The sequence below is a fragment of the Streptomyces sp. CA189 genome (assembly GCF_056428985.1).
In genome coordinates, this window is the sequence record NZ_JBWJVM010000001.1 from 228611 (window position 1) to 243264 (window position 14654).

Sequence of the window (14654 nt, forward strand, 5' to 3'; positions counted from 1 at the left end):
GCCTAGGGTGGCCCGCATGGACAGCATCGGCGTTAACCGCTTCGACACCAGCCGGTTCGAGGCCAGCCGGAACCGGCTGGCCTCGCTGGCGTACCGCCTGCTGGGTTCCGCCGCCGACGCCCAAGACGCCGTACAGGACGCGTTCTTGCACTGGCAGGCCGCCGACCGGCAGCAGATCGAGGTGCCGGAGGCCTGGCTGACCAAGGTCGTCACCAACCTGTGCCTCGACCGGCTCCGCTCGGCACAGGCCCGCCGCGAACGCACCGCCGGTGCCTGGTTCCCCGAACTGCTCCTCGACGGCGACCCGATGCTCGGCCCGGCCGACACCTTCGAGCAGCGCGAGTCGGTCTCCCTGGCCATGCTGACCGTCATGGAGCGCCTGTCACCCGTCGAGCGGGCCGTCTACATCCTGCGCGAGGCGTTCTCCTACGGCCACGCCGAGATCGCCGAGATCCTCGACGTCACCGAGTCCGCGAGCCAGCAGCACCTCCACCGGGCCCGGACCCGCATCACCACCGCGCGCCGCCGCGGCGGCGGCGAAGTCGACCCGGCGGCCGCCCGCAGGATCATCGAGGAGTTCCTGACCGCCGCCACCTCGGGCCGCACCGAACGGCTGGTGGCGCTGCTCACCGACGACGTGATCGCGCTCTCCGACGGTGCCGGCCTGGCGGAGAAGCTGCTGCGGTACGACACTCCGCAGCGCGTCGCCGCCGTCATGCGGGGCGGCTTCAAGGCCACGCCCGCGAAGCGGCGCCTCGCCGGCGGCGCGCCCGCCATCCACTACGCGGTCGTCAACGGCGCCCCCGCCGTCCTCTTCGTCCTCGGCGACCAGGTCTTGGGCGCCGTGACGTTCGACGTCACCGAAGACAAGATCTCAGCCCTGCGCGGCATCGCCGCGCCCGCCCGCCTCGTCCGCCTCACCGAAGCCTGGCGGCAGCACGAACCGGACACGGCGCTCATCAGCGAGTGGTGACCGACGCCCCGGTCACACCACGCCCCGGTCGCGTGACACCGGTCGCGCGACGGCGCCGACGGCGCCCGGCGCGAGCAGAGCCGGGTGCCGTCGGCGGCGTGGTGCGCGAGGGGCGTGCGCGAGGTCAGCCCTGGATCTCGATCTTCCCGTTGGACGCGGCCTTCTCGGGAGCGGACGGGGACGTCGGGGTGGTGAGCCCCTTGAGGAGCTGGGCCAGGTCGACTCCGGTGGTGGAGCTGAGCAGTTCCATGCCCTGGGCGACGTTGTCGGTGACGGTGCGGGAGAGCTTGCTCGCGCCGTCGGTGGAGATGACGGTCAGCTTGTCGATGGCGGCGAGGGGTTCGGCGGCCTTGGCCACGACCTGCGGAAGCGCCTCGACCATCATCTGGATCACGGCCGCGTCACCGTACCTCTCGAAGGCCTCCGCCTTCTTCTGCATGGCCTCCGCCTCGGCCGAACCCCTGGCCAGGATGGCCGCGGCCTCCGCGTCGCCTTCCAGGCGTACGGCTTCCGCGATCGCGGCACGGCGGGCGCGCTCGGCCTCACCGCGCTTGGCGCCCTCGATGGCCTCGGCCTCGGCCAGTGCGGAGCGGCGCTGCTTCTCGCCCTCACCCGTGAGGCGGGCCCGCTCGGCCTCGCCCTGGGCGGCGGCGATCGCCGCGAGGCGCTCGGCTTCGGCCTGCTTGACGCGGGCCACCCGCTTGGCTTCCGCCTCCTGCTCGGCCTCGTAGCGGCGGGCGTCGGCGGGCTTGCGGACCTGGGTGTCGAGCTGGCGGTCGGTCAGGGCGGCCTGGCGCTCGGCGACCTTCTCCTGCTCGGCGAGGATCTGCTGCTGGCGGTCGGCCTCGGCGAGCGGGCCGGCGGCGTTGGCCTGGGCCGCGGCCGCGTCGGTCTCGGCCTTGATCTCCGCCTGGCGCAGGTACAGGGTGCGCTCGGCGACCGCGATCTCCTCCTCCGCCTTCAGGCGGGCCTGCTCGGCGGCCCGGCGGGAGTTTGCCTCGGCGATGTCGGCTTCCTGCTTGGCGCGGGCGGCCTCGGGACGGCCGAGGTCTTCGAGGTAGGAGCCCTCGGTGGTGATGTCCTGGATCTGGAAGGCGTCCAGGACCAGGCCCTGCCCGGACAGGCTGGCCTCCGCCTCCTCGGCGACCTGCCCCGCGAAGGCGGCACGGTCGCGGATGATGTCCTCCACCGACATCCGCCCGACGATGGCGCGCAGGGCGCCGGACAGGACTTCCTGCGTGAAGCCGACGATGCCGTCCTGCTGCTGGAGGAAGCGCTGGGCCGCGGCGCGGATGGCGTCCTCGTTGCCGCCGACCTTGACGATCGCGACACCTTCGAGGTTCGCCTTGATGCCGCGCAGGGTGACCGCGCCGCGGACGGCGACCGGGATGTGACGGCTCGACAGGTCGAGGGTGTAGCGCTGCTGCACGAACGGGACGACGAAGACTCCGCCGCCGACCACGACCTTCTGGCCGCTGTTGTCGGTCGATATCCGTCCCGTCTCCGGGTCGGTGGACCTCTTGCCGCGCCGGCCGGTGATGATGAACGCCTGGCTGGGCCCCGCCACCTTGTAGCGCGTGACGACGACCAGGGCGAGCAGGACGAGGAGTACGACGACTCCGACGACCGCGGTGACGACTGAACTCATGGCGGATCCCCCCTGCCTCCCCCGTGGGGGCAGATCGATGATGGACTGACTGGACGGGCCGGGTACTTCAGTGCTCGACGGGGCGGACGCTGACGGAAGTGGGCGACGGAGTCGCGGTCACCCACACCTCCGCGCCACGGGCCAGCGGGACCTCGGCGGTCGCCGCGTACTTCACCGGCTGCCCGGCCAGGCGCAGGAGGACCTCGCCGTAGCCGGACTCCGGGATCGCGGTGACCACGGTCCCGGTGGAGCCGAGGAGGTCGTCGTGGCGCGGGGCGGCCCCGCTGCGGTCTCCCGCCAGGGTGCTGCTCAGGCGGTACGTGGCCCAGCCCGCGCAGGCCCCCGCGAGGGCGCCCGCGGCGGTGGCCGGGCCCGGCCCGAACCCCGTGGTCCCGAGCACGATCGCCCCGGTGAACCCGAGCATCGAAACGAAGCCCGCGAGCACCGGAAGGGACAGCCAGCCGTCGAACAGTCCGTCGAGCGCACCGTCGAAGACGCCTTCCAGCACGCCGTCGAGGACCAGGGCGAGGGCCAGCAGCACGATCCCCGCGATGCCGAGACCAAGAAACAAGCTCATGAGCACACCCCCCGCCCGCGTGGCGTTTTCCGCCGGACACCGGCATCGTGCCACCGGGGGCGCGCTCCGCGCATTGCCTGCCGTCGGCAATCTTTACGCCTCTTTAACGCACGGGCGCGCACAGGTCATGCGTCGCCGTCCGGCCAGCCCAGCAGGCGGGCGCCGATCACCGCGGTCTGGAGCGTGTAGCGGTTCAGCGGGTCGGCCGGGTCGGCCCGGGTGAGGGTGTGGATGCGGTCCAGCCGGTACGTCAGCGCGCGCACGCTGAGCGAGAGGCGCCGGGCCGCCTCGGTGGAGACGCAGCCGCTGTCGAAGTACGCGGTGAGCGTGTCCAGGAGCGGCCGGGCGCCGCCGCGGGAGGTGCGGAGGGGGCCGAGCATGATCTCGACCAGATCGGCCATGGCCTGCCGGTCCCGGGTCAGCACCGGGAAGACGAGCAGGTCGGCGGCGTGCAGCACCGGGCCGTCCAGGTCCATCCGCCGGGCGAGGTCGAGTGCGTTGAGGGCCTCCTCGTAGGAGTGGGCGACCCCGCCCGCGCCCGGGTGCGAGCGGCCGATCCCGACCCGGCCGCCGTCGGTGGCCGCGTGCGCGCGCTTCGCGAAGTACTCCAGGACCTCGGGCTGGTCCCCGGGGGCCACGCAGATCAGCCGGCCGTCCTTCGTGGTCAGCAGGATCTGCCGGCCCGGGAACCGGGCGAGGACCGCCGACTCGATCCCGCGCGCCATGGGGTAGCCGTCCCCGTACGGCTCGGGGCCGGTGGCCACGGCGACCCCGTGCGACTGCGAGAGGCGCAGCCCGAAGCGCCCGGCGCGCTCCGCCAGCCGGCCCAGGTCGCTGCCCCCGTAGAGCAGGTCGTCGATGAACTCCCGGCGGGCCGCCTCCTCCTGGCGGACGGCCTGGTGCTGGGCGCGCTCGTAGCCCTCGACGAAGGCGTCCACCGCCTGCTCCACGGCCGACAGGAGCGGGCCGGATGCAGGGAGGGGCCGTACGAGCTGCGCCGCGGCCAGGTGATCACGTATCAGGGCGCGGAGCGGCAGCCCGGCCTCCGCCGCCCGTTCCCCTTGCGCGCGACGCGACTCCAGCTCCGCGCGGGTCAGCCGGCGGCCCGTGACGCAGGCGTCCACGAGCACGTCGGCGTACCCGGACAGATGGTTCTCCGGCGCTCGCGGTCCCCCCACGGTGTTCCCCCCGATCCCGACGCGCCCGGGGCGCGTCCTTGGTACGGGGACCAGGGTGTCACGGCGGGAGGCGGCATCGGGGCCGCCGCGGGGTCAGACGGGCGTGGTCAGGGCCGCCGCGCCGAAGGAGACGTCGAAGCGGTCGCACCAGATGGTGATGCTGGTGTAGTCGGACGGGTTCACGTCGGCCGGGATCGCGTAGTTCTGGTCGCCCTTGTTGCCCTTGAGCTTGCCCAGGCTGACGTACCTGCCGTCGTCGAACACCCGCCAGCCGGCCGTGCCCTCCTTCACCGGGGCGTCCGTCAGCCAGACCCGCAGGTCCGGGCCGTTGCTGGTGTCGAGGTTCTCCAGGCGCAGGGTGTGGGAGCCGTCCGGGAGCCGGATGAGCTTCGCGGTGCCCGTGGTGGTGTGCTCGTGGCTGATCAGCGCGCCCTGGGCGAGGGTCCGCGGGGCGGCCGCGGTGTCCGGCGCCGCCGGGGCCGGGGCCCCGGGGGCCGGGGCCGCGGGGGCCGGGGCCGCGGGGGCCGGGGCCGCGAGCGAGCGGGCGGCGGAGGGGGCCGCCGCCGGGAGGGACTCGTTGACCGTCGCGTCCTGCCAGAGCTTCCACGGCTGGAACCAGTACAGGCCCAGGCCCAGCAGAAGGGCCGCCGGGAGGGCGAGGAAGGGCAGGAGCCGGCGTACTCCTCGGCGCCTGGCCGGGTGCTGCGCCGGGTTCTGCGCCGGGTTCTGCGGCTGGTCCGGTGTCGGGTTCTGCGTCACTCGTCTTGCCCTTCCTCGCGTCCGGCCGTCCGGCCGTCATGGGCATTCAACGCGCGGGCGCCGGCCGGGACCAGCCCCGGCCGGATGACGAAAGGCTTACGTCATCCGGCCGGGGCGGCCGTACCGGTCAGGTCGGGTCGGGTCGGGTCGGGTCGGGTCAGAGGGTGCGGAGCTTGGTGCTGAAGACCTGGTTCGCGATCTTCTCGCCCAGGACGAGGCCGTCCGTGGCGTCCCACGGGTAGTGGACGCCGAGCCAGATGCGGCTGTCGGCGTCCTCCTTTCCGGCCGCGCTGAAGCTGGTGAAGTGGCGGGTCTTGACCGGGGCCTGCGGTTCGTCGGTGGTGAGGTCGAACGAGATGTCGTCGCTGCCGAAGTAGCGCTTCATGACCCCGGCCCAGGCGCCGCCGAAGGAGGCGTGGCCGGAGACGTACGCGGGGAAGCAGGGGCTGACGTTGACGCCCGTCGGGCTCTTCAGCAGCGGCTTCCACTGGGGGTCGAGGCCGCCCTCGCGGACCCCCGAGACGGGCCGCCACAGGTCGATGGGCGTGGCGAACTTGGCGTCGCGGACGGCGATTCCGGTGTCGGCCATGGCGAGGGAGACGAGGGCGAAGAGTCGGGCGTTCGCGTAGACTCCGAGGCCGCGGGCCCTGGCGACCTCGCGGGTGGCCTGGAGCATGTGACCCGGCGGCTTGTAGGTGCCGTTGTTGTCGTTGGCCCAGAACCAGGCCGCGGCGAGCTGGTCCGGGGTCCGGTTGATCACCGGGGTGGCCGCCGTCGGCTTGTCGGCGCCCGCCGTCCGGACCGCCTCGACCTGCCGCTTGTACTCGTCGCTCGCCACCAGGGCCTCGTACGAGCCGTACTGGGCCAGGGTGGTGGGGCGGAACTGGGAGCCGGAGGTCAGCGAGAACGGCTTGACCTGGCCGTAGAACGGGCTGATCGCGTCGCTGTCCTCGTCGCAGGAGGCGTCGGGCATGTCCGGGTAGCTCGTCGGCCGCCAGGCGCCCGGCTTGTTGTCCCCCACGTAGACCTGGGGGTTGTCGGAGCCGTCGCCGGTGCGGGCGTCCGTCATCTGCTTGACCATGGTGCCGACCACGGAGAGGTCGAGGAAGTCTCCGGCGGTGGGCTCGGTGCCGAATCGCTCGCGGAAGCGCGAGTCGAGGTACTGCGTCTGGTCCGCGTAGCGGCTCTGCTTGTTGCCGTAGAGGCCGAGGAGGATGTTGTAGGCGGTACGGCCGATGACGCGCTCCTCCTCGTCCGGGCCCTCCGCCCAGCCCAGGTAGCTCACCGCCTGGATGTACGGCTCCGAAGTGATCTTGCCCTTCCACTTCAGCTGGTACGAGGACTCCGCGTCGTAGATCGCGGCGTTCATCATCGCGGCGGCGCGGGCCATCGGGACGGGCCCGCCGCCGACCCGGCGGAAGACGTTCTGCAGCACGTCGTTCCAGTAGTGCACGGGGTCCGCTATCGACTGCGCCGGCAGCGCGGCCTGGGCGGGCTGCGGGGCGGCGGCCAGGACGGTTCCGGTCGCGGCCAGGACGACGGCGGTCGCCAGGGCGCGGCGCCAGAGCGCGGTCCGGCGCGTGGCGCGGCGCAGGGTGGGGCGCAGGGTACGGCGCAGGGTACGGCGAGGGGTGCGGACGTTCGCGGGCATGGCTCGACTCCCTTTGATCACAGGCCTGTTGATCACCACGGGAGGTGGCGGCGCGATCATGGCCCGTGGTGGGCCGGGACGCTTGTAGAAAAGGGAACGCCCGCGCGGAATGGCCGGTCCCGCCCGGCTGGACGGCGCGAACCCGCCCGTGCGCCAACCCCCGTGCCCGCCCTGAGCCGACAGATCGCGGATCGCTGGAACCGCGGGCCCCTTTCGGCCGACCAACTCCACACAGAGACGGGGCCGGTGACAGCGGAAGGGCGTGGAATGGGCGGGCTGGACGTGCGCATGGAGGGGGTGGGCTGCCGGCACGGGCGGGTCGAGGCCGTGGCCGGCGTCGACCTGGAGATCGCCGCCGGCGAGCGCGTCGCGCTGACCGGCACCAACGGATCGGGCAAGACCACCCTGCTGCGCGCCGTGCTCGGACTGCACCCGCAGGTCAGCGGGAAGATCCTGGTCGGCGGGCGCGATGGAGACCCGGCCTGGCGACGGCGGGCGTGCGCGTGGATCCCGCAGAAGCTCGCTGCCGGACGCTTCCCGCTGCTCGGCGGCGAACTCCTCGCCAGCGGCGGGGACCCCCGCGCGGCCGCCGAGGCCGCCGACCGGCTGGGGGTGGGGCCGCTCGTCGGGCGGCCACTGCACACCCTGTCCGGCGGGCAGTTGCAGCGGATGTACCTGGCCCGGGCGATCGGCTGCGTGGCCGCGGGGGCCGGCGTACTGCTCGCCGACGAGCCGACCGCCGCACTGGACTTCGCCGGGCAGGACGAGGCCGCCGACGTCCTGGCCGCGCTGCCCGTGACGCTCGTCGTCGTCACGCACGACCGGGCGCTCGCGGAACGCTGCGACCGGGTCCTGGAGATGGCCGCCGGCCGGCTGCGGGAGGTCCGGTGAGCGCCACCCTCGCGGCCGCCTCCCTCGCGAGCGCCGACCTCGGCACCCTGCTGCAACTGGCCCCCGTACAGAGGGCGGGCTTCGCCCTGCTGCTCGCCGCCGTCGGGCTGCCCGTGATCGGGGTGGTCATCGTCGGGCTGGACATCATGCCGGTGCGCTTCGCGATGATGCACGTCGCACTGCTGGGCATCGCCGTCGGGCTGCTCACCGGGCTGGACCCCATGCTGTGCGCGCTGGTGGCCTGCGCGCTGGCCGGAGCCGGGGTCGCACCGCTGGCCCGGACCCCGGACGGGCTGTCCGGGGCGATGGGGCTGCTGATGAGCCTGGCGATCGCCGCCGCGCTGCTGCTCCTCGCGGTCTCGGGGGTGAACGCCTCGGGCGCGTTCGCGCTGCTGTGGGGCTCGATCCTGTCCGTCGGCGGCGCCGATCTCGTGGTGCTCGGGGTGCTGGCCGTCCTCGTGCCCGGCCTGTTCTGGTGGCGGCGGCGCGAGGTGGCGCTGCTGCTGTACGACCGCGAGCTCGCGCAGTGTTCGGGCGTGCCGGTACGGGCGCTGACCACCGTGCTGCTCGTGCTCGTCGCGGTCGCGGTCGCCGGGGCCATCAAGCTCACCGGCGCCCTGCTCGTCGACGCCCTGACCCTGCTGCCCGCCCTGGCCGCGCGCCGGCTGGGCACCTCGCTGAAATCGATCACCGGGTGGGCGGTGGCCATCGGCGTCTTCGTGAACCTGACCGGCTTCCTCATCGCCCTCCGGCTGGACTGGCCCCCCGGGCCCGTACTCGTCCTGACCGCGGGGGCGCTCGTCCTCGCGGTGCACCTCGTACCCGAACGGAGAATCAGCTCATGGCGTCGCGAACCCGCGTCCGCAGCACTTCCCTCCTCGCACTGAGCACGGCGCTGGGCCTGGCACTGGCCCTGGTGACCGGCTGCGGCGACAGCGACGGCGACACCGGCGACAGCGGTCGTGGTGGTGACTCCGCCAAGGGCGGCAAGCCTGTCGTCGTCGTGACCACCACCTGGGAGGGCGCCTTCGCCAAGGCCGCCGGCGCGCAGGACGTCAAGGTGATCGTGCCACAGTCCGTGCACCACGCGCCGGACTACGACCCCAAGCCCTCCGACCTCGCCGCCGTCGCCGGGGCCGACTTCGTGCTGTACGCGCCGTTCGAGCCGTACGCCGCGAAGATCAAGGAGGCCGCCGGTTCGAAGGCGGAGTTGGTGGAGGTGAACCTCGACAACGACGCCGACAAGGTCAAGGCCGAAGTCGCCCGGCTGGGCGTGCTGTTCGGCACGCAGGCCGCCGCCGCGAAGTGGACGGCCGACTTCGACGCCGAGTACGGGCGGGTCGCGAAGGACGTCCAGGCCGCCTGGCCCGGCGGGAAGAGCCCGTCGGTCGTGAGCCAGGTGTTCACCGCCTGGTCCGCGAAGCTGGCGGGCGCCACCACGGTGGGCACCTACGGCCCCGAGGCGGTGACCCCGGCGCAGCTGGCCGAGCTGTCGGCGAAGAAGCCGGCGCTGGTACTGGACAACGCCCACATGTCGACCGGGACCGTCCTGCCCGACTCCGGCGCGCTGCAAGTGGCGATCGTCAACTACCCGGGCAACGATCTGGATTTGCTGCCGGTCTACCGCAACGCGGGGGCCGAGCTGAAGAAGGCCATGGGCAAGGCGCCGGCCGCACGGTAGGGCGGAGCAGCGGCACACCGCGGTACGGGCGGGGCGGTCCCTCTGGGGGCCGCCCCGCCTTCGTCTACGCGGCCACCGCGGCGGGCTCGTTGACGGTCGGGGCGGCGGTTTCCGGGCCGGAGGCCCCGTTCGCCAGCCGGGCCCGCAGCGCCGCACGGTCGGGTTTGCCGGCCGGGGTGAGCGGGAGCTCCGCCATCAGCAGCAGGCGCTCGGGGTGCTTGCGGAGGTCGAGGCCCCGGAGCGTGAGGTGTCCGGACAGGGAGTCGAGCGTGGGGGGCTGCGCGCCCCGGGGCACGACGCAGGCGGCGAGGCGCTCGCCCATGACCTCGTCCGGGACTCCGACGCAGACGACGTCGCGGAGGAGGGGGTGGGAGGAGAGCTCCCGTTCCACCTCGGCGGGGCTGATGTTGGAGCCGCCGCGGATGACGATGTCCTTGAGGCGGCCGACGACGTGGAGGACCCCGTCCGCGTCGATGAAGCCGAGGTCGCCGGTACGGACCCAGCCCTCGGGCGTGCGGTACCGGGCGTCCAGGTCCGGGGAGGCGACGTAGCACATGGGGGTCATGGGGCCGCACGCGATGATCTCCCCGATCGCCCCGTCGGGGAGCCGCTCGTGCGTCTCGGTGTCGGTGATGCGGATGTCGGCGACCCGGGGGTCGGGGCGGCCGGCGGCGATCCCCGTGCCCTCGGACTCCGGGACCGCCGCGCCCAGTCCGGTGTGGCAGTTGACCCCGTCGGCCGAGCCGTAGAGGTTGACCACCGGGCAGCCGAAGGCGCGGCTCGCGCTCTCGGCCGTGGTCTCGTCGAGGGGGGCGCCGCCGAGGATCAGGGCGACGGGGGCGGGGAGGGGCTGGGTCTCGCCGGCCCCGGACGCCTCCGCCTCCGCCTCCAGGCGGTCGAGCATCATGCGGATCATCGTGGGCACCCCGAGGACGTGGGTGGGCCGGTGCTCGCGCACCGCCGCGAGGGCCGCCTCCGGCGTGAAGTGGTCGAGGACGATCAGGGTTCCGCCGTGCCGGGCGAGGGTGACCGCGGTGCCGCTGGAGCCGAAGGCGGACGCGAGCGGTACGAGGAACAGGCAGCGCGGCGGCGTCCCGTCGGGCATCAGCGACGCGAGGAAGTTGCCGCGGCCGCCGGCGAGGGCGTTGTGGGAGTACGCGATCATCTTCGGCTCCGCCTCCGAGCCCGAGGACACCAGGATGCGGGCGGCGCTGTCGGGGTGGGGCCGGGCGGGTACGAAGGCGGCCGGGTCGGAGCGCAGCAGATCCGCGAGCCGAATCGTTCCTTCAGGTTGTGATCGGCTGGAGCCTGTTCCCGCCGGTCCTCCGACCGCGATGACATGGCGCAGCGCGGGCAGTTCGGGGACCAGGTCCCGCAGTTCGGCGGCGTGCCGCTGGCCCCGGTGCTCCACGGCGGCGATCACCGCCACGGCCTCGGCGCGGCGCAGCAGACAGCGGGCCTCCTGGCCGCCCCGGCCCACGGGGAAGGGCAGGGCCACCGCTCCGAGGGCGGCCAGGGCCAGGTCCGCGATGACCGCGTTGCGGCCGTTGGGGAGTTGGACGCCGACCACGTCGCCGGGCCGTACGCCGAGCTCCGCGAGGCCGGTGGCCAGACATCGCACCTTGCGGTCGAGCGCGGTGTAGCAGAGCTTGCCCTTGGCGTCGATGACCGCGGTGTGGTGCAGATCGGCGATCTGGCGGGCCCGGAAGAGGCTGTAGAGGTCGAGGTCGGGGCAGGTTCCGTCGACCGCCCACGAGCGGCGCAGGCCCACGGGCAGCAGATCGTGCAGTGCGACGGTCATACGAAGCTCCAGGGGTCGGGAACGGCGGGGGCACCGTGCGCGTCGCGGCTGATCGAGCCGGCGAAGCGCGGGTCGTGGTGCAGATCGGCGAGGTCGGTGGTGACGGCGGTGGCGGCGAGGCCGCGCGTGCGCAGGGCTCGTAGGGCGTCGTCGGTGGACAGCTCCGCGAAGCCGTGGGCGCGGGCTTCCGCGGCGCAGGCGCCGGCGTCCGCGTCGGCCGGGGCGATCCAGCCGTCGGCGGTGCGCAGGGGCGTACGGAAGCCCGCCGGCCGGCGGCCGGGCTCCCCGCGCCGGGCGCGGAGCAGGGCCGGGGCGGTGAGCAGGTCGGCGGCGCCGAGCAGCGAGGAGTCGACGCGGACCCCCCGCCCGGTGCGCTCGCGCAGCAGCAGCCCCGCGAGGACGGCCTCGGCGCCGAGCAGCCCGCCCAGCACGTCGAGCAGGGTCATCAGGGAGGGCGCGGGCGCCTCGCCCTCGGGACGGGCGGCTTCGCCGACGCCGGTGCGGGCCTGGACCATGAAGTCCGTGCCCATCGGCGGGTCGGCGATCCGGCCCGTGCCCCAGCCGCCGGTGTACGCGTACACGAGCGCGGGGTTCGCCCGTGCGAGGTCGGCGGAGTCCAGGCCCAGCTCGGCCGCCTTCCCCGGAGCCCAGTTGTGCAGGAACACGTCGGCTCCGGCCGCCAGCTCGGCCAGCCGCAGCCGGTCACCGGGCGACTTGATGTCGATCTCCACGGCACGCTTGCCCCGGTTCAGGGCCAGCCAGCGGGCGGAGACTCCCGAGCAGGCGGGCGGCATACCGCGCAGCGGGTCGCCGCCCGGCGGCTCGATCCGGATCACCTCGGCGCCGAGCAGTCCGAGCAGATGGGCGGCGAGGGGGGCCTGGACGCGGCGGCCGGCCTCCAGGACGGTCAGGCCGGCCAGGGGGGCGGGGGGTGCCGGGGGTGCCGCTTTCGGGCGGGCACGGTCGTAGCGGGCACGGTCGTAGCGGGCACGGTCGTAGGGGGCACGGCTGCCCGGGCCGTACGGGGCGAGGCCGCCCGGGCCGTACGGGGCCAGGGTCCAGGGGGCGGCTCCGTCGTGTTCGGCGGCCCGCTCGGCCAGGGTCCGCAGCCGGCAGACCTCGGCCCCCGAGGCCGCCGCCGCGTCGCGGATCCGCTGCCAGCCGTGGGCCCGGGTGGTGGCGTGCAGCGCCTCGGGGAAGGGGGCGCACGCGGTGGCGTACCGGAACTGGAAGGGCCGCCACCCGGCCCGTACCGCGTCGGAGGGGGCCTCCAGAGCCCGCCAGAACCCGGCCCAGGCACCCGGATCCAGGGTCTCCAGCTCGAAGAGCGTGCCGTCGGCCGCGGTGAAGGGCGGCCCGCCCGGCGCCAGTTCGGCGGCTTCGCCCTCATCGGCGCCGCTCGCGGCGAGGTACTGGGACACGGCCAGCAGCCCGGCCCGGTCCACGTAGGTGTGCGGCTGCGCGGCGGCGCCCTCGCACCCCCTGGCCCGGGCCAGCAGGGCGGCGAGCAGCCCCTGCGTGGTGAGGACGGCCGTCGCGGCGGTGGCGTAGTCGACGGCGAGCCCCCGCGGCAGGCCGTGGCGGCGGCCGTGCACGGCCATGATGCCGGTCGCGGCTTGGGCGGTGGCCTCGTCGGTGATGGCGGGGGCTGCCGACCAGGCGATGGTGGCGGTCGCCCGGGCGGGCAGGCCGGTCCGGGACGCGTGGCCGGGGCCGGGGCCGGGGTCGCGCCCGGGGCCGGGGCCGGGGTCGCGCCCGGTGCCGTGGCCGGGGTCGCGCCCGGGGCCGGGGCCGGGGTCGCGCCCGGTGCCGTGGCCGGGGTCGCGCCCGGTGCCGTGGCCGGGGTCGCGCCCGAAGGCGGCGTCCGCCAAGGTGACGCGGGCCGCGCCGGTGTCGCCCCCCGCGGCCGGCCCCGGGCCTGAGGCCTGCCCGGTATCCGCGGCCTGCCCGGTATCCGCGGCGACGGCTCCCAGCAGCCTCAGGTGCTCGGCCACCGGGCCGGTGAGCGCGGTCGGTCCCGAGGTGGTGAAACGCAGCCCGTCGAGCGGCCGAGCGGTCTGGGTGACGGCGGGTGACGCCATGCCTCTCCTCTTCTCCCGGCCCGGCGGTCGGCCGGTGCCGCAGGTGATCCCGTACGTGGGGAACCAAGGGGCGGGCCCGCCCGACCAGTTCCACGGGGAGGCAGTCGGACTGCCGTTCCCACGGGTTCCCGGCGGGCTGGAGGAAAGTGTGGAGAAGCGAGTGACGGAGAGCGGAGGGCGCACGGCGGACGAACCTGCGGGTCCGGACGCGGAGTTGAGGGACCGGGTGGCGGATTTCGTACGAGACCGGGTGATGCCCCGCGAGCCCGTACTGGACGCAGGCGGCCCCGCCGCCGCCGCGGCCCTGCGGGAGCTCCAGACCGGCGCGAAGGAGGCGGGCCTGTGGGCGCTGCCGCTCCCCGAAGAACTCGGCGGCCAGGGACTGGATCTGGCGCGCTACGCACGGCTCGCCGAGGCCGAGGGGGCGAGCGACCACGGACCGGCCGCGCTGGGATCCGCGCCGCTGCTGGACGCGACGATGCTGTGGCGGCACGGCGGCGACCGGGTGCGCGCGCTGTACCCGCGCCGGCTGACGTCCGGCGAGCTGCGGGCCTGCTACGCCATGACCGACCCGGAGACCCCGGGCACCGACCCGTACGTCACCTCCACGCACGCGGTGGAGGAGGCGGACGGGAGCTGGACCGTGAGCGGCCGCAAGTGGTTCACCTCGCACGCCGCCGGGGCCGATCTGGTCACCGTCCTGGCCCGCACCGACGGACGGCCCGGGGACCGTACGGGGCTGTCGCTGCTGGTCGTCCCCACCTCGGCTCCGGGCTTCCGGGTGGTACGGGAGCTGCCGGTGCTGGGCGCGTCCGGGCAGTGGGAGATCGAGTTCGACCGGGTGCGCGTGGACGCCGACCACCTCCTCGGCGACCGCGGCCGGGCCCTCGCCATCGCCGGGGAACGGCTCCAGCTGGGCCGCACCCTGCGCTGTCTGCGCTGGCTCGGCCAGGCGCAGCGCGCGTTCGACCTCATGTGCGCGCGCGTGAACTCCCGTACCGGATCACGCGGTCCGCTCGGCGGCCACCAGCTCGTGCAGAGCCACGTCTTCGAGTCGCTCCTGGCACTGCGCACCACCCGGCCGCTCGTCCACGAGGCCGTGGCCGCCCTCAGCGCCGGGCGGGACGCACACGTGGAGGTGGGCCTGGCCAAGGTGGCCGCCGCCCGCATGCTCCAGCAGGTGACCGACGCGGCCATCCAGATCCACGGCGCAACCGGCCTCGGCCCCGACACCCCCCTACCCGCCCTCTACCGCACCGCCCGCACGGCCCGAATCCTCGACGGGCCGGACGAACTGCACATCACGGGGGTGGCCCGGAGGGTGTTGGGGGGGTACGGGAGGTAGGGGTGGGGGGCTGGTGCGTTGGCGGGGCCCGCGTCCACGCCAGGGCAGGGCAGGGCAGGGCGGATTTCC

12 protein-coding genes are annotated in these 14654 nt (G+C 74.6%); 5 read left to right on the forward strand and 7 right to left on the reverse strand.

The genetic code is table 11. The features are described from left to right. The first annotated feature begins 16 nt into the window (after window positions 1-16). Window positions 17-973 (forward strand): sigma-70 family RNA polymerase sigma factor, encoded by a 957-nt coding sequence (locus AC061S_RS01105; protein ID WP_478683876.1) that lies wholly within the window; start codon window positions 17-19, stop codon window positions 971-973. Window positions 974-1097: 124 nt separating this feature from the next. Here the strand turns inward: AC061S_RS01105 and AC061S_RS01110 are convergent, their stop codons facing one another. From AC061S_RS01110 to AC061S_RS01130, 5 genes are all read right to left on the reverse strand, one after another. After that, a complete protein-coding gene (locus tag AC061S_RS01110; protein WP_478683877.1) occupies window positions 1098-2621 on the reverse strand; it encodes a flotillin family protein in 1524 nt (507 codons plus the stop codon). 67 nt (window positions 2622-2688) lie between these two features. Further along, the gene (locus AC061S_RS01115; RefSeq protein WP_478683878.1) at window positions 2689-3198 is read right to left on the reverse strand and encodes a hypothetical protein; all 510 of its coding nucleotides are present in this window, start codon (window positions 3196-3198) and stop codon (window positions 2689-2691) included. 125 nt (window positions 3199-3323) lie between these two features. After that, window positions 3324-4376 (reverse strand): PucR family transcriptional regulator, encoded by a 1053-nt coding sequence (locus tag AC061S_RS01120; RefSeq protein ID WP_478683879.1) that lies wholly within the window; start codon window positions 4374-4376, stop codon window positions 3324-3326. A 93-nt stretch (window positions 4377-4469) separates the two neighbouring features. Further along, on the reverse strand, window positions 4470-5045 hold the full coding sequence (locus tag AC061S_RS01125; protein WP_478684083.1) for a DM13 domain-containing protein: 576 nt from the start codon (window positions 5043-5045) through the stop codon (window positions 4470-4472). 247 nt (window positions 5046-5292) lie between these two features. Next, window positions 5293-6786 carry a vanadium-dependent haloperoxidase gene (locus AC061S_RS01130; RefSeq protein WP_478683880.1) on the reverse strand — a complete coding sequence of 498 codons (1494 nt, stop codon included), beginning with the start codon at window positions 6784-6786 and terminating at the stop codon, window positions 5293-5295. A 267-nt stretch (window positions 6787-7053) separates the two neighbouring features. Here AC061S_RS01130 and AC061S_RS01135 point away from each other — a divergent pair, with 267 nt between their 5' ends. The 3 genes from AC061S_RS01135 to AC061S_RS01145 are packed head-to-tail and all read left to right on the forward strand — an operon-like array spanning window position 7054 to window position 9358. Next, complete coding sequence (locus AC061S_RS01135) at window positions 7054-7677, forward strand: metal ABC transporter ATP-binding protein (protein ID WP_478683881.1); 624 nt, start codon at window positions 7054-7056, stop codon at window positions 7675-7677. After that, window positions 7674-8564, forward strand: a complete 891-nt coding sequence (locus tag AC061S_RS01140) for a metal ABC transporter permease (protein WP_478683882.1) — start codon at window positions 7674-7676, stop codon at window positions 8562-8564. The genes AC061S_RS01135 and AC061S_RS01140 overlap by 4 nt, the downstream gene beginning before the upstream one ends. Beyond that, entirely contained in the window at window positions 8519-9358 is an 840-nt protein-coding gene (locus AC061S_RS01145) for a substrate-binding domain-containing protein (protein WP_478683883.1), read from the forward strand. The genes AC061S_RS01140 and AC061S_RS01145 overlap by 46 nt, the downstream gene beginning before the upstream one ends. Before the next feature lie 64 nt (window positions 9359-9422). On the opposite strand, the gene AC061S_RS01150 is transcribed toward AC061S_RS01145, so the two are convergent. After that, the gene (locus tag AC061S_RS01150; RefSeq protein WP_478683884.1) at window positions 9423-11159 is read right to left on the reverse strand and encodes a class I adenylate-forming enzyme family protein; all 1737 of its coding nucleotides are present in this window, start codon (window positions 11157-11159) and stop codon (window positions 9423-9425) included. After that, the gene (locus tag AC061S_RS01155) at window positions 11156-13240 is read right to left on the reverse strand and encodes a CoA transferase (RefSeq protein ID WP_478683885.1); all 2085 of its coding nucleotides are present in this window, start codon (window positions 13238-13240) and stop codon (window positions 11156-11158) included. Before AC061S_RS01155 ends, AC061S_RS01150 begins: the two co-directional genes overlap by 4 nt. A 160-nt stretch (window positions 13241-13400) precedes the next feature. Between AC061S_RS01155 and AC061S_RS01160 the strand changes: the two genes are divergently transcribed. Further along, window positions 13401-14585: an acyl-CoA dehydrogenase family protein gene (locus AC061S_RS01160; RefSeq protein WP_478683886.1), complete on the forward strand. Its 1185-nt coding sequence runs from the start codon at window positions 13401-13403 to the stop codon at window positions 14583-14585. The last annotated feature ends 69 nt before the right edge of the window (window positions 14586-14654 follow it).